At 67.8% G+C, this 17,538-nt stretch carries 12 protein-coding genes and 1 pseudogene; 4 read left to right on the top strand and 9 right to left on the bottom strand.

Going from position 1 to position 17,538, the window contains the following annotated elements; genetic code table 11:
• Window positions 1–121 (bottom strand): annotated as a pseudogene (locus tag GY937_27070) (RDD family protein).
• A 52-nt stretch (window positions 122–173) separates the two neighbouring features.
• Between GY937_27070 and GY937_27065 the strand changes: the two are divergent.
• The 4 genes from GY937_27065 (at window position 174) to GY937_27050 (ending at window position 6,655) form a co-directional block, all read left to right on the top strand.
• Window positions 174–1,208 carry a tryptophan 7-halogenase gene (locus GY937_27065; GenBank protein ID MCP5060376.1) on the top strand — a complete coding sequence of 345 codons (1,035 nt, stop codon included), beginning with the start codon at window positions 174–176 and terminating at the stop codon, window positions 1,206–1,208.
• Window positions 1,209–1,457: 249 nt separating this feature from the next.
• A complete protein-coding gene (locus tag GY937_27060; protein MCP5060375.1) occupies window positions 1,458–2,060 on the top strand; it encodes a hypothetical protein in 603 nt (200 codons plus the stop codon).
• A gap of 157 nt (window positions 2,061–2,217) precedes the next feature.
• Complete coding sequence (locus GY937_27055) at window positions 2,218–5,208, top strand: AAA family ATPase (GenBank protein MCP5060374.1); 2,991 nt, start codon at window positions 2,218–2,220, stop codon at window positions 5,206–5,208.
• A 43-nt stretch (window positions 5,209–5,251) separates the two neighbouring features.
• Complete coding sequence (locus GY937_27050; GenBank protein ID MCP5060373.1) at window positions 5,252–6,655, top strand: hypothetical protein; 1,404 nt, start codon at window positions 5,252–5,254, stop codon at window positions 6,653–6,655.
• Here the strand turns inward: GY937_27050 and GY937_27045 are convergent.
• From GY937_27045 to GY937_27010, 8 genes are all read right to left on the bottom strand, one after another.
• Window positions 6,635–7,450, bottom strand: coding sequence for a hypothetical protein (locus GY937_27045; protein MCP5060372.1), 816 nt, complete (start codon window positions 7,448–7,450; stop codon window positions 6,635–6,637). The genes GY937_27050 and GY937_27045 overlap by 21 nt on opposite strands.
• Before the next feature lie 113 nt (window positions 7,451–7,563).
• A complete protein-coding gene (locus GY937_27040) occupies window positions 7,564–9,189 on the bottom strand; it encodes an efflux RND transporter periplasmic adaptor subunit (GenBank protein ID MCP5060371.1) in 1,626 nt (541 codons plus the stop codon).
• Between the two features lie 2 nt (window positions 9,190–9,191).
• Window positions 9,192–11,204 carry a prepilin peptidase gene (locus tag GY937_27035; GenBank protein ID MCP5060370.1) on the bottom strand — a complete coding sequence of 671 codons (2,013 nt, stop codon included), beginning with the start codon at window positions 11,202–11,204 and terminating at the stop codon, window positions 9,192–9,194.
• The gene (locus tag GY937_27030; protein MCP5060369.1) at window positions 11,201–13,345 is read right to left on the bottom strand and encodes an HlyD family efflux transporter periplasmic adaptor subunit; all 2,145 of its coding nucleotides are present in this window, start codon (window positions 13,343–13,345) and stop codon (window positions 11,201–11,203) included. The genes GY937_27035 and GY937_27030 overlap by 4 nt, the downstream gene beginning before the upstream one ends.
• A gap of 3 nt (window positions 13,346–13,348) precedes the next feature.
• Window positions 13,349–15,247 carry an HlyD family efflux transporter periplasmic adaptor subunit gene (locus tag GY937_27025; protein ID MCP5060368.1) on the bottom strand — a complete coding sequence of 633 codons (1,899 nt, stop codon included), beginning with the start codon at window positions 15,245–15,247 and terminating at the stop codon, window positions 13,349–13,351.
• A 15-nt stretch (window positions 15,248–15,262) separates the two neighbouring features.
• Complete coding sequence (locus GY937_27020) at window positions 15,263–15,583, bottom strand: DUF3467 domain-containing protein (GenBank protein MCP5060367.1); 321 nt, start codon at window positions 15,581–15,583, stop codon at window positions 15,263–15,265.
• 128 nt (window positions 15,584–15,711) lie between these two features.
• Entirely contained in the window at window positions 15,712–16,035 is a 324-nt protein-coding gene (locus GY937_27015; protein MCP5060366.1) for a DUF3467 domain-containing protein, read from the bottom strand.
• A gap of 82 nt (window positions 16,036–16,117) precedes the next feature.
• On the bottom strand, window positions 16,118–17,185 hold the full coding sequence (locus GY937_27010) for a hypothetical protein (GenBank protein MCP5060365.1): 1,068 nt from the start codon (window positions 17,183–17,185) through the stop codon (window positions 16,118–16,120).
• Window positions 17,186–17,538 lie beyond the last annotated feature (353 nt).

The raw sequence follows: 17,538 nt of genomic DNA, 5'->3' as shown, positions 1-17,538 counted from the left end.
CCGCGGCGCCCGGCGGGCGGGGCGCCCCCCCCGCCTCCCCTCCGCCGTCGCGGGGGGGCCCGGGGGGGGGGGGGGGGGGCGCGGGCCCCCCCGGGGGGGGGGGGGGGGGGGGGGGGGGGGGCTCCGTCATCACACCGCAAGGAGCCTACGCGTATCACTTCGACGCCCAGCGCTTGGCCCGGTTCGTCGGGGAGCGCGCAGTCGCGCATGGTGTCCGGCACATCGTCGACCACGTCGACGCCGTCACGTTGAGCGCCGACGATCGAATCGACCAGATCGTGACGCGCGAGCACGGACCCCTGACGGCGGACCTGTACGTCGATTGTACGGGGTTCCGCGGTCTCCTGATCGAAGAGGCTCTCGGCGAGTCCTGGGCCGACGACTCGGCCTCGCTGCTGTGCGACGCCGCCGTGGTCGGAACCACACCGCCCGATCCTGCGATGCCGCCGTTCACGAGGGCGGATGCGCTCGGGGCGGGCTGGAAGTGGAGGATTCCGCTGCAGAGTCGCCTCGGGCACGGCTATGTCTTCAGCTCTGCGTTCCTGGACGAGGACAGGGCCGCCGCCGAGCTGATCGACCGAGTCGGCCCGGAAGACGGCGCCGTTCGCGATCTTCGCACGCTTCGGTTCCGGGTGGGGCGCCGGCGGCGCCCCTGGCGGGGCAACTGCGTCGCCGTCGGGCTGTCCGCGAGCTTCTTGGAGCCGCTCGAGTCGACCGGGATTCATCTGATCATCGAGGCCGTCGCGGAGATGATTCGTTGCTTCCCCGACCAGGGTTTCGAGCCCTTGTTGGCACGACGCTTCAACGAGCGAGCGCAGGCGATGTACGAAGAGCTCCGGGACTTCCTGGTGCTCCACTACCGGTTGAGCAGCTGCGACCGCGGCCCTTTCTGGGTCGCGCAGCGAAACGCGCGCCTCTCCGAGAGTCTGGCCGAAGCCCTGGCCCTGTACGATGCGACCGGGCTCGCCGACTGGGGGCGGAACTCCCTCTTCGGGGATACGAGCTTCCAAGCCATCGCTTCTGGGCTGGGCCGATGGCCCCGCAGTCCGTTGCCCTCGACGGGTTTCGCGGCGCCGGCGCAGATCGCCGAGGTCTTCTCGAAGATCCTCGTGCAGAACGAGCGGATCACACGCGAGATGCCTCGTCACGCGGAGATGCTCGGTGTCGCAGGCGGCGAACACCTCTCCGCCTCGAGGGTGTCCGCGTGATTCGAGGAAGCGGTTTTCCACAGCGACGGAAGAGTGCTTCCTTCCGGCGCCGACCCGAGTCGGAGAGCTCCCCCAATCCCCTGGAACACAAAGGGAAATCGTGGGGGCTGCGGTGGCATGGAACTTGCTTGTTAATACAATGGGAAGGGAGATCGCTCCGTAGGAGGGGTTCCTCTACCCATTCTCTCGGTGGGCTGCAGATCCCCGGGGGGCGTTCGCAGATGCCCGCGACGGAAGGAAAGAGACGGCATGGATCAGCACGGCTCTCGTAGGTTCTGGGGACGGATCCTCGGCGCGACGGCTCTCCTGCTCCTGCTGGGGCTCCTACCACAGGCGGCCTGGTCCGTGAGCGTGACCCTGACGATCGAGGGCGGCGTCTCGTCGAGCGCGATCGCGTCCGTTCCCGCGTTGAGTCCGTGGACGCTGAAGGTGCTCTACGAATCCACCCAGATTCCCACCGTCACGACGCCGGTCTCGGCGGTCTACCAGGGGGCCTTCGACGCGGAATTCTCGGTGGCCGGCTCGACCGTGTTCGTCACGGATGCGAGCCTCGTCATCGTCGAGGACGCGACCCTCAGGGATGCCATCACCTTCGAAGGAACGGTCTCGAGCCCTCTCACGATCGTGACCGTCCAGGGCTCGGACTGGACCTCCTCGTCGCTGGCCAGCACCGACCTTCCCTCGGAAATCGCGGGCGTCAGCTTGCTCATCGGCGGGACGCTGACGATCGAAGACATCTTCGGCGGTCTCGCCGTGGGCCAGATCAGTCAGGTCGACATCACGACCGTTCCGGAGCCGCGATGGCTTCCCGCGTTCGTCATCGGCGTGGCGGTGCTCAGCACGTATCGGTGAACCTCTCACACCGAGTGCCCGATCGTGAGGCGGCGGGACTCCGATCCGGTCCCGACCCCTTCACCGGCCAACCGGCCAGGCTGCGGAGCCGTACGCGCGTCGGAGGCGGCAGTCGCCGCCGACACCGCTTGGCCCCACGCCTCAGCCACTCACGCGAATGATCCGCTTCGAAGACTTCCAGATCGATCCCGAGCAGCGAACGCTACGGCGGGGCGGCGATCCGGTGCATCTGCAGCCGCGTCTCTATGACCTGCTGTTGTACATCATTCGGCACCGGTCTCGCGTGGTGACGCGCGAAGAACTCGCAACTCACGTGTGGGAGAACCACTCGTTCCAGGAGCACGCTCTTCATCAGGCACTGCGCCGCCTGCGCCACGTGCTCGGTGATGATGCGAGGAGGCCACGCATCATCCGGACGAGGCGGGGGGTCGGCGTGCGATTCATCGCAGACGCGGACGAGGAAGAGACGTTTCAGGGACTGCTCGAGCGAGAACGGGAGCTGGAGTCGATCGCCGCGGCCTGGGATGATCCGGACCGCGGGATGGTCGCGATCGTCGGGGCCGCTGGCAGCGGCAAGACGGCGCTGGCGTCGGCCGCGATCGAGATGGCCGGGAGGGGCAGTCTGGTCGTCGAAGGCGCGAATCTCGCGAGTCCCGGGGCGCCACCCTTCTCGGGATGGAGTCAGGTGTTCCTGGAGCTGGCGAACGCGTGCCGAGAGTACGGCTTCGAGAGCGGCACCATGGCTGAGGTGCGTACGCTGGGCCGTGTCGTTCCCAAGCTCGCGAGTGTCTGGCCCGACCGTCAGGAGCGGGCCCCGCTGCGCCTCGGTGCCGAGTGGGATCGCTGCTTCGATGCCGCTGCGACCCTGCTTCACAAGCTGGGACAACGGCGTCGCCTCGTGGTCCTGCTCGAAGACCTGCATTGGGCCGACGCGAAGTCGCTCGAGCTGCTGCGGCACCTGACCGAGGCCACCGATCGGCGGTCGGTCAACTTCGTCGTCACGTGTCGTTCCGAGGCCTTCGCCGGGAGCGGGCCCGCGGCCGAGATGCTGGGCGGCCTGCGCGAGGCCTCCCATGTCGAGTGGATCGAAGTCGCCGGGCTTTCTCGCGCTGCCGTCGGCGAACTCCTGCATCGTTGCAGCGAAAAGGCGCCTACCCGGGCCGTCGTCTCACGCATCCATGCGCGCACCCTGGGCAACCCCCTCTACGTCCAGCAGTGCACGCCCCTCGTCCCAGGCGACGAAGCCAGCGACCCGATCGACTGGCTGCCGGACAGTGTTGTTCGCGTCGCGGCGCATCGCATTCGCCTTCTGAGCGACGCGAGCCAGGACGTGCTCGAGTGCGCTGCGTTGCTCGTCCACGAGATCAAGCCGGAGATCCTGCAGGATGCGCTCGGGATGCCGTTGGAGACCATCGCGGCGGCTCTCGCCGAAGCCAAGGCGGCGGGATTCTTGCGCGAGGAAGGCGGGGATGTGCGCTTCGAGCACGGTCTGCTCCGCGAAGCGCTGGTGTCGAGCCTCTCGCCCGTGCTTCGGGCCGACCTGCATCGTCGACTCGCGGAGGCGTCTCGGCGCCTGCAAGACGGCGACGCGGAGCGCGGACTGCGCACCTTGACCCACCACCTCGTTGAGGCACGGCCCTTCAGTGATGCCGTCGAAACGCTTCGATGCAGCGTCCGCTGTGGGGTGCTGTCGATGAAGGAGCTGCATCACCACGATGCCAGCGCGCATTTCGAACGGGCCCTGTCCCTTCTCCGCGAGCTGGGCTCGTCGCATCCCGAGCTGGAGATCGATCTCTTGCTCGCCTCGGGCCACGCTCACCGCGCGCATGGGGGCCGTTGGCAGGCTCGCCAGCGGTACCGGGAAGCGCTGTCGCGGGCGCGCAGGTTGGGGGATCTGGGTCGCACGGCTCGCTCAGCGATCGAATACGCGACCGAACCCGATTGGCGTCCGGATCTCGAGCTGGTGAGCGAGCTCGAGAAGATCCTCGACGGCACGCCGGACCTCGCGCCCGAACTCCGAGCGCGGATCGCGGCGCGCCTGGCGAGTTGGCACGCCTTCTTCCCCGAGCGAAGCGACCGGGTCGAGGTGCTGATGCACGGAGTCGCTGCGGAGTGCCGGCGGTCGAGGGAGGCAATCCTGCGAGCGGAGGAGTCCCTCGTTCGGTGCCGCATTGAGCGGATCAAAGACAGCATGCCGCCGCAGGCGCGTTTCTCGACCGCCCAGGAAGCCCTGAGCTGGGCTCGTGATGTCGGCGACGCCGAGTTGGTCGTCTCAGCAGCGTTCGCCCGCGTGCCGCCGCTGCTGTCCCAGGGCCGGTTCGCGGAGGCGGACCGTTGCGTCGCCGAGGTTCGTCAGCTGGCCGAGCGCCACGGACTCGAGACGCACGACGTGGAGTACGGGCTCTACGCCGGCCTTCGCCACGGATTGCAGGGAAGGTTCGCCGATGCAGAGGCCGCGTACCTCCAGGCGCTCGCGCTGGCCACGCAGACTCGCGAGGAGGTCTCCCCCAGCAGCTCACCTCCCTTCATTCCGCTCGCTGGAATGAGCATCGTGCTCTTTAAGACCCTTCGCCTCGCCGAAGTGGCGGGGCCGGTGGCGAGCCTCTACCAGAGCCACGAGACGTGGCTCGCTCCACTCGGCGCCGGGATGGCGATGATCGCCCTCGACCAGGGGGCGCCCGACCGCGCGCAAGCGCTGCTGACCGAGCTGACCGGCATCGACTGCGAGCGGATTCGAGGGCGGGACAGCTGGGCGAGCGCGGCCGCCATCTTGGCCTGGGTGGCGGAAGAACTCGGTGACGTGGAAGCCGCCGCCGCTCTGGGACGCCTCTTGTCCTCCTCGGCCTCGACCTGGGCGGTGGCCGGCTCCGCTGTGTTCTGCACCGGACCCGTTTCGCTGGGTCTCGCGATGTGTCACGAGGCCCGAGGGGAATGGGAGAAGGCCCTTGCAGCCCTCGAGATTGCGCAGGCCGAAGCCGACAAGGCAGCGTGCCTTCCCTTCATCGCCCACGCGTTTGCGAGGCGGGCGAGGGTGCACAGCCGGCTCGGTCATCGCGAGAAGGCACGCACCTTCCGCTTCCGCGCCAAACGGATCGCGGGGGAGCTCGGCATGGCCCGACTCCTGAAGCTCCTGGATTCTCCGCATTGATGTCGGCCGACACCCAGGGTCGAATGAACGTCGGAGTCGGGCCTTGATCCTCCGTTTCGAAGACTATGAGCTCGACGACGAACTCTTGGAGCTCCGGCGGAGAGGCTCGCTGGTCGACGTGCAGCCCAAGCCGCTGGCCCTGTTGCTCCTCCTGGCCAAGCGAGCGCCCGAAGAGGTACCGCGCGAACTTGCCACGGAGACGCTGTGGTCCGGGGTCCAGGTCACCGGAGACTCGCTGGCTCAGGCCGTCGTCAAGCTGCGACGCGCATTGGCCGACCCGGTCCGCGGTCGTGAGCTCGTGGTCACGAAGCGAGGACATGGCATACGGCTGGAGGCGGAGGTCCAGCGCCTCCAGCAACCGTCCGTCTGGACCACGATGGAGGCGTTGGTCGCTGAGCTCCGTCAGCGGCGAGACGAGGCGCGTGGCGGCACGGGGCACATCGCCGTGCTGCGTGGCCCCGATGGGACGGGGAGGGTCGTGACGGCGAGGTCACTCGTGCTCGAGTCGCGGATCGCGAAGGAGCGCGCCGTGCGGATCGACCTCGCGCGACGCATCTGTGAGCCTCCCGGGCCGTGGGAAGCCGTCCTACTTGCCTTGCGTGACCCTGACCCGCATCAGGTTGCGGCAGGCTCGGTGCTCCCGGCGCCACGGATCCTCGAAGCGGTCCGAGTGCTCAAGGAGTCCGCCGAAGACGGCTTTCTCTTGCTGACGATCGAGGCCCTCGAGCATGCGAACCGCGGCGCCGTCTGCTTCTTCGAAGTGCTTGCGAACGAACTCGATTCGCTTCCACTGTTCGTCGTCGCGTGCTGCCGTGATCAAGGGGTTCCCGCGCTCAATGACCTGGAGCATGCCATGCTGCGAAGCCCGAGAGGGTCATTGCTCAACACGTCCATCTGGGAGAGCGATGAGGCGGCGCATCTGATTCGCCACCAACTTCCCTTCGCGGTCGGGGACCGGGTCGTGGAACGCGTTTGTGAACTGTCGGGTCTGGTTCCGGGTCGCATGCTTCGATGGTGCGAGCACTTGGCCGAGTTGGGCTCGACCACGGACGCGCGGCCCGACGAGGAGGCCATGCTTCGCGTTCTCGAGAGCCCGCCCCAATCGATTCTGGGGGGTGCCGAGGAGGTGCTGCATTCACTGAGTCCGAAGGCTCGATCCCTCGCCGCCGTGGCGGCCCGGGGGGGGCGCACCGAGCTCGACTTCCATCGGCTCGAGATCGAGTCCGGGTTGGCACCCGCAGACATCGTGTCCGCCGTCGATGAGTTGTACCGACACGGCGTCATTCGCGATTCGGGAACGTCGCCGGGCGCCTGGCGTTTCGCCGAGATCGGCTTCCGGCTCGCAGCGATCGGCCAGGAGGAGGCAATCCCCAACGCGTCTTCGCACCAGGAGCGGGAAGCGCGCGAGATCGACGACCTCGTGGACCTACTGGCCGACGTGGTCTGAGCGGCGTCGTGCCCGACGCAGACCCGCCAAGCCCGAGAGCACGACCACGAGTTCGTGGCCCAGCCCACAGGCTGACCGGGTCTCCCGATTCCGCGTTGGAGACGAGCACTGCGGGTCCGGGGAGGTCTGCTCCGCCGCCGGAAGTCCCGCGCACGCACCGCCATCGAAGTCGATGGACCCGTCGTTGTCGTTGTCGAGTCCATCGTTGCAGGCCCGCACGGGCGCACCGATGTCGATGGAGGCACCTGACGGATTCTGCAGCACGACCGAGGCCGGAGACAGGCCGGCCCCGTTCGCGCTCCAGGAGACGTCCGCGAGCCCGTCGGTGTCGCACACGGCAACCGCGGTCAGCGCGAAGGTCATGCTGAAGAGTTGGGTCGACGTGAAGCCGGGGCCGATCGTCACGGCGAGGGCGTCGCTTCCGGCCGGGGCACCCGTGTCGCACGGCGACACCACGAACAGCGAGGGGTCGCCAGGGTCGGGGGCGATGGCCTCGCACGAGACGAGCGTCAATTCCTCGTCATCCCAGGACACGACGACGTCGTACCCATTGAGTGTGATCGAGTCGTCGATCGACCAGCGCACGGTGATCTGATCTGCGCTCGCGAGGCCGAGAGACGAGCAGAATTCGGTCCCACTCGAGACGCCCGAACAGAGGCTGCCGACGGCCGACTCCGCGCTCATCTCGATGGTCGCGTCGACCGCTGCCGCGGGGAGTGCCACGAGCGTCATCGAGAAGGCAGCGATGAAGAGCGTAGCGGTGAAGAACGCAGTGGTGGAAGCGACAGCTCGCATCGTCGACACTCCTTGGTCGGGGATCTTACCACGGGGGCGGATTCAGAATCATCGGCGCGAGGCCCGAACCCAGAGGATAAGAGGATTGGTCATGGACTGATCAGCGTCAGGAGTCAGGAATCGGAGGCCCCTTGGGGAGACGGCGCATCCACGTGAGAGGGTGGTGAGGACTCGAGCGTGGACTCGAGGTGTCCGTCGAAGATCGTCACGAGCTGGTCGGCCTGGCGGATGGTGACGGTCTGTTGGAGAACCCGACCGTCGTCGTATCGGGCGACGATCCGCCGTCGCCCTTCGGCCAGTCGCTGGGGGGGCATCGGAACGCGCCCGATCCGGTGCCCGTCGACTTCGATGACGGTCCCCTTCTCCGCGGCGAACCGGACCGGGTACGTCACCCGGGGCGGAGGCGCGGGCTTCGGGGGAGAGGGCGGGGTTCGGGCACTGGCTGCCTGCGTCTCGGCTGGCGACGCGGTCTGGCTCGCCCCCCGCTTCGCTGCCGTCGCCGCGGTCAGGCTCGCCTCCGGGTTCGGTGCCGTCGAAGCGGTCTGGCTCGCCTCCGGGTTCGGTGCCGTCGGCGCTTGTCCGGGTCCGGCCTTCGCGGCCGCGGTCGCCGACGGGGTCAGGCTCGGGCTTCGCCCCTTCGCCTTGGGTTCGGCCTTCAGCTTGCGTCCGGCCTTCGCCTTGGGTTCGGCCTTCCCCTCGCGTTCGGCCTTCGCGGTCGCGGTCGTCGACGAGGTCCGGCTCGGGCTCCGCCCCTTCGCCGAGGCGCCTTCCTTGGTCCGGTTGCGGTCGGCCGCGAGGTCCGGCGGTGCGTTCGCCCGCTGGGTCCGGGTGGGCGTCGGCGACGCCGGCGCGATTGCGCTTCCGGGTGCCGCCGCGCTGGTTCGGCCCGTCGGCGGGTTGCCCTCCGGAAGCGGCGGGTCCACCTCGCTCGCTGCGACCGAGGTGGACCCGAACTCGACACGACAGCGAAGCCCGGCCGGCAGGACGTGATCGGGGTTGGGAAGCTCGAGTCGCACCTGGAAGGTGCCGCTGGCGGGATCGACGACCGGGTCGATGACGGTCACGGTCGCATCGAAGCGCCCGCCGATCGGCGCTTCGGGCTGAACGATCGCGGGTTCTCCCTGTTCGATCCGACCCAGCAGGGAGAGCGGCGCGAAGACCTCGACGCGAAGAGGATCGAGTTGGACGAGTTCCAGGATCTCGGGCGGGTCGACGTACTCTCCTGCGGAGACGAGCTGCTTCGTGACCACGCCATCGATGGGGCTGCGAATGGTCCGCCGTTCGAGGGCGCGCTGAGCCTGGCGCAGCTCGAGTTGGGCCTGCTCCCTGGCTTCGCGAGCGGCCCGCGCATCGGCCTCGGCGATCCGCATCGCGCTCTGGGCTTCCTCGTGCTGCTGCTTCGACGCGACGTTCTGCGAAACCAGGAACTGCTGCCTTTCGAGCGTCTTTCGGGCGAAGGACTCGCGAGCTTCGGTCGACTGGACCGCACCGAGGGCGCGTGCGCGAGAGCGCGCGGTCGCGACGTTCGCGCGCTCGAGTGCCGCCTCGAGGCGCGCAACGACCTGGCCCTTCTTGACTCGGTCTCCGCGATCGACCAGCACTTCCGAGACCACTCCTTCGAGCGGTGCCGAGAGCTGGATCGAACGCCACGGTTCGATCAGGCAATCCGCACTCTCTCCGCGAGCGTCGGATCCGACCAGAGCCGCAAGTGCGAGGATGACGAAACGGGCGCGCTGCATGCCTACTCCCCTTTCCCTGAGAACGCGAGCAGACCACTCACCTGCGCGTCGGTCTTGAGCAGACTGCGCCGCATCGACGCGTGGATGCGCTCGGCCCGGCGCTGGGCGATGCAGACGGCGAGCTCACGGAGCCAGCGGCTCTGACGGGAGGGTTCTCCCTCGAGGCGGTCTCGGAGGCCGCGCCACCTGTCGAGCAGGCCGATGCCGAAGGCCTGGAGCAGATCGTCGCTCAGTGCGACGATCGCCTCGCAGCTGCCCGGATCTCCCTGACGCCCACAACGGCCATAGAGCTGGCGGTCGATGCGCGCGGACTCGTGATTCTCACTGGCGATGACGTGAAGACCGCCGACCTGGCGAGCCTCGTCGGACAGATGAATGTCGGTTCCCCGGCCCGCCATGTTCGTGGCGACGGTGATCATGCCGACATGACCGGCCAGGCCGACGGTGAAGGCCTCTTTCTCGTCCTGGCGTGCGTTCAGGACGAGATGCGGAAGAAGGCGGGCGTCGAGGAGCCGACTCAAGTGCTCCGACGCCGCCACGGATCGGGTCCCGATCAAGACGGGCCGCCCCTCGTCCATCAGCTCCTCGACGCGCTCGACGATGGCCTGCCACTTCTCGTCCGCGTCTCGCAAGACCCGGCGACCGAGGTCGAGTCTCTTCGGAGGGTGGTGGGTGGGGATCGGCACGACGGGGGCGCGGTACACCTGCTCCAGTTCGTCGCGCACTTCCCGCGCCGTTCCCGTCATGCCGCAGAGGCGTTCGTAGCGGCGGAAGAAGCGCTGGTAGCTGATCTGGGCGATGGCCTCCGTGCTGCCCGTCATCTCGCAGTCTTCCTTGGCTTCGATCATCTGGTGAAGCCCTCGTTGCCAAGTGCGGTCCGCCATGACGCGCCCGGTGGACTCGTCGACGATCTTGACTTCGCCGTCGATCACCAGGTAGTCGACGTCCCGACGAAACGCGTGGAGAGCGGTCAGCGCTTGCGACACCAGCTCGCCGCGCCGGTGAGGCCCCGCCCAAACGCCGCCGAGGGGCTGTGCGAGTCCTTCGATCCGCACGCGGCCGGCTTCGGTCAAGTACGCGCCGCGGACGCGCTCGTCGACGACGAAGTCGTCGGGGGTCTGGAGATGGCGCGCAAGCTCGACCGCTTTCTCGTAGACCTCGGCTTCGAGCGGGTCGAGGTCGCTGCCTGCCGATAGGATGAGAGGCGTTCGCGCTTCGTCGATCAGAACCGAGTCGGCCTCGTCGACGAGAGCGAAGCAGAGACCCCGGAGCATCAGGTTGCTGCGCGCGGAGTTTCCGCTGGCCAGCTCTCCGATCTGACATCGCATTTTCGTGCGACGGCGACCCAGTTCGACGCGGTCTCGTAGGTAGTCGAACGCGACATCCTTGTTGGTGACGTACGTGACGTCCGCAGCGTACGCGGCACGCCGCTTCGCGGGGTCGAAGTCCGAGTCGACGGCGCCCACGCGGAGCCCGAGCGCTTCGTAGACGGGTGCCATGAGTTCTGCGTCTCGGGCGACGAGGTACTCGTTGACGGTGATGATGTGGACGGGCCAGCCCGCCAGCGCCGCCGTCGCCGCGGTCAGGGTCGCGGTGAGCGTCTTGCCTTCGCCGGTCGCCATCTCGGCAATCGCCCCGGACAGCATCCAGTAGCCGCCCATCAACTGGACGTCGTGGTGGGCCATGCCGAGGTGGCGGCGTGAGGCTTCCCGCGTCAGCGCGAACGCGGAGGCCACGACATCGGTCTGGAGGCCGTGTCGCTGCAGGGCCCGTCCTGTCTCCTCGGCCTTCTCGCGGAGTGCCAGGTCGGACAGGTCCTCGAGGTGCGGAGCCAAGGCGCGGGTCTGGAGGATCACGGCGGTCGAGCTGCTGCCCCGTTGCCGGAAGGGGCGCGATACGCGGCGCGCGAGGGATTCGCCCGTCTCGTCGAGCCACGACGGAACGTCGTCGTCGCGCTCCGGGTACGCGCCCGGCGCGATGCCCAATCGAAAGAACCCCGCAGACGCCGAGCTCATACCTCGAGCCTCGCAAGGAAGAGTTGTCGCAGCGATCGGAAGGCCCTGTCCGCCAGTGAGGCGGCACCGTGATCGAAGCGGACGTACACGCGTCCCCCCAACGCCAGCGCCCCGGCCCCTTCCGGGAGCGTGAGTTCGATCTGGAAGTGGGGTTGCACGGCGTTCGTGCCGTTTCCCTCGCGGGGGTCCACCGCGACCGATCCTCCGCCTTCGCTCCCGAGCGCCGGGCTCGGAAGGGCAGCGCTCGCAGATGGCACGACGCGTGAGAGCCGAGCCGGGAGAACCCTTCCGACCTGTTCGGCGGGGCGCACCCGAATCTCCTCGAGCCGATCGCGGACGAGTTCGACGTCGTCCTGGGAGACCACCGCGCGGACCTCGAAGCCGTCCGGGCGGACGACGTACGCGAGCAGGTCGCCGCGGCGGGCAAAGCGTCCGAGCAGATCCTCGGCATTCGGCAACACGAGCCGGCCACTACGACCCGCGCGCAGGGTCAGGCCCTCCGATTCCTCCTCGGCTCGCGCGAGTCTCCGCGCGGAGAGCTGGACCCGGTCGTCGAGGGCGCGCGCGCGGGCCACGCTCTCGCGCTGGGCCTCGGCGGCCCGAACCCGAAGCGCGCGAAGCTCGGCGGCGCGGGTTCGAACCTCGGCGGAGAGATCGGGGTCTCGAAGGCGCAACACCGGCGTGCCGGCCTCGACCGAGGCTCCGGGCTCGACCAGGATCTCTTCGATGAAGCCGGAACTCTCGACACGCACCAGCGCCTGCTCGGGAACCCAGACGACGCCTTCGGCGACCGTCCGGAAGGGCGTTGGGACCGCGAAGAGGAGGAGAGCGAGAGCCGTCGCGCAGGCGGCCGTGCCGGCGACCGCGCGACCGCGCACGCGCCGTAGCCGCGGGTTCCGAAACAGGAACCGGAACCCCTTGAAGATCGGCATCCCGATCCAACCCACGCCGGAGATCAGCAGCAGGAGCCCGCCGAGCACCAGTGAGAGTTCGAACACGAAGAGCAAGATCAGGCCGACGACGAACACCCGGTAGATGAACGCCGCGACCCCGAAGGTCACGAGGATCCAGGGCTCACGGCCCTGCGCGTCAGGGGGTTCGGCGTCCTTGTGGCCCAGCAGCCATCGCTCGGTCAGATACCCGATCTGCTGATTCGAGCGCTGGCGCAGATTCGGGATCTCGAGGAGATCCGCGAGGATGTAGTAGCCGTCGAAGCGAAGGAGCGGGTTGGCGTTGAAGGTGATCGTCGTGATGCCACCGATCAACATGGCATTGTAGGCGAGGGTTCGGACGGTCCCGGGCTCGGCCGCGAGCCAGACGTAGAACGCCAGTGCGGCGACGAATACCTCGACGATCATGCCAGCCGAGGCCACCAGCGCGCGCTGTCTCGTCGACGCGAAGGCCGATGCCGACGACGCGTCGACGTACGGAACCGGCGTGAGCACGAGCAGCATCACGCCGATGTCGTGTACCTCGCCTCCGAAGTAGCGCGCCATGATGCCATGGCCGAGCTCGTGGAGGATCTTGATGACGGGGAACAGAAGCCAGATCAGGACCAGATTGGTCGGCGCGAGGAGGTGATCGATGGCCCCGCCGGAAAGCTCCTCCCAGTGCACGCCTGCGCCGACGAACGCCGGAACGACGGCGGCCAGCCACAACGCGATCCCGACGCGCCCCATGAATGGCCGTACCCAGGGCATCATCTTCTGCAGCACCGCGTCCGGGTCGAAGAGCGGGATCGTGATTGCGAGCGGCGACATCAGCTTGCCCCGCAGCTTCTTCTTCGACGCGCTGTCGTGTCGCTCGAGGATCTCGAGCGCATCGGGGGGGACGTCCGTCCGCAGCACGTCCGCAGCGTGGAGCTGAGCGAGTAGCTGGATCAGCTCGTCCTGGGTCGGCGCATCGTCGCCGAGGTGCTCAGTCGCGATCTCCCAGATCGCCTCCACGCTGCGCGTGCCGTCCATCAGGCTGATGACGGTGTGAGTCGAAGGCGTGAATCGGTGCACGCGCTGGTTGATCACGTCGTTCAGGACGTACCAGGGTCGGCCCCGGTAGACATGGCGCTGGATCGTCGCGTGGCGGCGCAGTTCGGGTCGTAGGGTCGCGACCCGGTACCAGTTCTGGGAGAACAGGGAGGCCATGGGCTAGGGCGTCCACTTCCAGAAGAAGACGCGCATCCATTCGATCAGCTCGTGGGTCCAGATCCAGACGAGGCGCCGTTCGTCGACCTCGACCTTCGCCACACCCTCCATGCCGGGACGAACGGTGCTTCCCCCGCTTCGCAACTCCGCCTCGACCCGGAAGGTGTTCTGACCCTCCTCGGCTTCCGAGATCGGCGTGATCTTCGTGATGTTGAACTCGAAGCTCTCTTCGGGCAAGGAGGAGAGGATGACGTGGCCCGTCTGCCCCTCGCGCACGTGCGCGACGTCACTCTCGTCGACGCGCAGAATCAGTCGGTAGGCGTCCAGCGGGGCGACTTCGAACAACACGTCGCCGCGTTGAACGGGGGCTCCGAGGCGTTGGCTGAGGTCGCCAGTCACGACGACGCCGTCGAACGGGGCGCGCAGTTCGACCCGTGTGAGCCGCTCGGCGACGCGGTCGAGCTCCGCACGTGATTCCTCGATCGCGGCGGCCTCGATCTCCGTCTGCGCGGCATCGCGCTCGGCGAGGGCCTGTCGATATTGCTTCATGGCCTGGGCGAGTTCGCTCTCCCAGCGCGCACGCTCGAGCTGGAGATCCCGGTCGTCCAGGGAGCCGAGGAGTCGCCCCGCCTCGACGACGTCCCCGGCCCGGGCCGGTGCGCTGTTCACGTACCCGTCGAAGGCCGCGACCGCGGCGCGCTTGCGAATCGGCTCGACGATCGTGCCGGCGCTCACGCGGAAGGTTCCGGTCGCGAAGGTCAGGAAGGCGAGGGTCCCGATCACCGCGGCAGAGGCGAGTTTCAGGGCGACATGACGAGGGCCGACGAGGCGTTTCGCGAATCCGCGGCCGGCGTGCCAGATCTTCGCGAGCAGGTGCTGGTCGTTCTCTCGTCGGGCTTCGAGCACCGGTCCGAGCAACGAGGCGGTGGCCTCGAGCATCGAGGTCGTGGCGGGGTCGAAGGGCTGCTTGCGTTCGAGGGTGATCGCGCCGGTCACGTCGTGACCTTCGGACAGCAGAACGGTGCACGCCGACTCCGTGCCGAAGTGGTGGAGGAGTTCGGTGTGCGCGCGCAGACCGCCTGCCAGGTCGTCGTGCGGCGCGGGCGCAACCAAGGTAGTGCTGTAGTCGATCGCCTCTTCCATCGCAGCCTCGATGGCGGCGATGAGATTGGTTCGCTTGCCGAACTGCGCGCTATGCGAGAGCCCCGCGACCCGGACGCGGTTCTTGTTGACGGTGCCGACGCTGACGCGATCGCAGTCGAGCAGCGTCGCGAGCTCCGTGGCGAGGGCCATCGAAGCGCCTTGGAAGCCCTTCGATTCGAGCGCCGACGCGAGCACGGTCAGAACGGTTTCGAGACGTGCGCCGTGGCCCATTCCCTCCTGTGCGAGGCGCCACCGAACGATCGCCTGCAGCCAGCCCATTGCGAGCCGCAGCGCGTCGGCGGCATCGGCCGCGTCGAGTTCGGCCTGGGGTGCGTACTCGATCGCCACCGCGCCGTGAAGGCTGCCATCGACCAGCAGGGGCTCCGCGAACGCGGGTCCCTCCATCGACAGCAACGCGCGGCCCGAGGGTCGGCCCCGTTGCAGGCCGGTCCCTTTGGTCATGCACTGCTCGGCCAACGGCAGCAGGGCGGCGACATCGTCGCTGCTGCGCCCGGGCGGCCACGTCGCGATCGGGGCGTAGGGGCCCCGGTCGGCCGGCCCGATCAGCACGACGCCGCGTCGGCCCTGATCCGGTTCTTCCCAGAAGGCGTCCAGCCATACGCGAGCGGCCTCGGCCGGCGTTTCGGCCTGGACGAGCGATGCACGCGCGGTCGCATGCGTGGGAACGGCAGGACCCGGAGCGGCCTCGTCGGCGCGCTCCGGGTCCCCGTTCATGGATCCCCGATGCGGGACGTCCATGGAGTGCGGCGCGACCTAGCTCGCCTTGGCCGCGGAATCGCCGAGTGTGCCCCAGCGCTGTTCGTACTGATTGACGACGTTGCTCAGCAGGCCCGCGAGGCGCTTGGCGGCGAACGGCGACAGGATCACGCGCTGCGAGAGGCCGACGGAAAGATCGACGCCCTTGCTCTGCGGCGGGCTCGCGATGCCGAAGAACAGGACGACTTCCTCGCGGGTGCCGACGGCGTTGCAGACGTTCGCATAGCAGCTCTGCATGTTCCTGTCGTCCCAGTTGATCGTCGGTCCATCGCGCTTGATGTCGGCGCTGTCGGGGGTTCTCTTGTCAGCTTCGGCCATGGTGTTGTCCTCTGTAGCGAGTTGGGGGTTGGGATTCCGGGTCCGACCCCGCCGAGGCCAGCGGCGCGAGCGTGGGCACGGTAGGTTCCATACTTTCGTCGTCGAAGCCGCGGCTTCGGGCGAGCCGTCTAGTTGGCCGCCTTGGGTGCCGTCTCGAGCTCGCCCCAGCGCTGTTCGTACTGGGTGACGACGTTGCCAAGGAGGCCTGCCAATCGCTTGGCCGCATGCGGCGACAGGATCACGCGGTTGCTCAGCTTGACCGAGAGGTCCACGCCTTCCGTCTGCGGCGGGTTGCTGATTCCGAAGAACAGGACGACTTCTTCGCGGGTGCCGACGGCATTGCATACGTTGGCGTACGTGCTCTGCATCTGGGTGTCGTCCCAGTTGATCTTCGGGGTCTCGAGGGTCCGAACGTTCTCAGCTTCGGTCTTCTTCGCGGTGGCTTCGGCCATGATGGTCTCCTTTGGTGGGTTGATTTCCTTGTCGACTGCCGCGAGGCCCACTCGGGCTGCGCCGCACGAGGACGAGAAAGTGCTAGTTCGTGTAGTTCTCGATGATCGCGGAGTAGCGAGCCTGGCTGGAATCACGGGCCGGGTTCTGGCCCGGGTGGGGGGTCTGGGAGATCGTCTCGCGCGATAGGTCCTGGACGACTCGCGCCATCCAGTCGCCCGCGAGTCGTTGATCGCTGAAGCTCGCGTGGAGTTTCTCTACTAGCTCTCTGGCCTGGTCCGCACGGTCGGAAGCTGCCAGTTCCGCGAGCCGATTCACATGGTCCCGGCGTTGGCGTGCGCGGTGAGCATGGGTTCGCGCGGCCTCGGTCATCGGTTCGGTCTCGCGAAGAGCCCGAAAACTCGAGCGGATGCGCGCTGCCGCATCTTCGAGAGCGGCAGAGAGTTCCACGCGGCGGATGGACAAGGGCTCGACCGCGGCCCGGATTCGCTCGAGCTCTTCGCCCTCGAGGATCGACCCGGGAATGTCGACGAGGCAGTGCTTCAAAATCGGCTCGAGCAGCTTCTCGACCTGGAGGCGGCGGAGCAGGGACGTGAACTGACTGTGCTGATCCGTGGCCCAACGAACTTCTTCGAGAAACATGCTCAGAAGCAGCGGATACGCAGCTCTTTCGTCGGGAGAAGAGGAGTCCGCCGACGCCACGGTTTCGTCCGCGAGCCGCCGAAGCCAGCTCGCCAGCCCGGCCCAGGTCTCGGCGACCTCGAGCTGCTCGTCCATGGCGCGCGCGTTGTCGACGGAGCCACGCATGAATTCGACGACCGCAGACTCGAGAGGGGAGAGCATCGTCCCGCCGATGTGCGACGAGCCGTAGGCCGGCTGGGTCCACATCTCTCCCTTGCCGTCGAGCAGGAAGTCGGCGCGGAAACCCCATGTCCTCTCGATCAGCACCGCCAGCGCCCGACTGGGTCGGCGGTGCCCGTTCAAGATCGAGAACAAGCTGTGCGAGGTGATGGCCCCGTCTACGGCAGCCGCGAAGCTTTCGCGATTCAAGTTGACCTCCTGGAGGAAGCGGTCGAATCGGCGGGCGACGTCGAGATGGGGCGAGGTGGTCACGGAGAGGTCTGGGCCTCGTGCTGCGAAGGGGGGTGCCAACGGGCAGCATCATGCATCCCGATCTATTCGATGTCAACAACAAAATCACATATTCAATGTATAGTTCGATGGCATTCTCGAAGCGTCTGAGCGGGGATGTGCGCGGGCAGCCTGCCATGTCGGGGCTGGGGCTGGTCGCTCTGTGCGTCGGGGGATTGATCCGAAGGGCATCGCGCGCCGGGCGGCCCGACGCGAACGGGTGACCCAGACACACCTAGGAGTCTGCGCGGCAGAGGGCCATTGAGGGGTGAGTCTCGCTAGAGTGAGCCATGCCGCGAGACTTTCGACGCTACGAGCCGGACCAGTCGCTTCTCCTGCCGCCCTCGCTTCGGGATTGGCTTCCCGAGGATCAT

Source organism: bacterium, assembly GCA_024228115.1.
Lineage (GTDB): Bacteria > Myxococcota_A > UBA9160 > UBA9160 > UBA6930.
The sequence above is the reverse complement of the archived record's forward strand: the minus strand, read 5'-3'. Positions and strand labels throughout refer to the sequence as shown.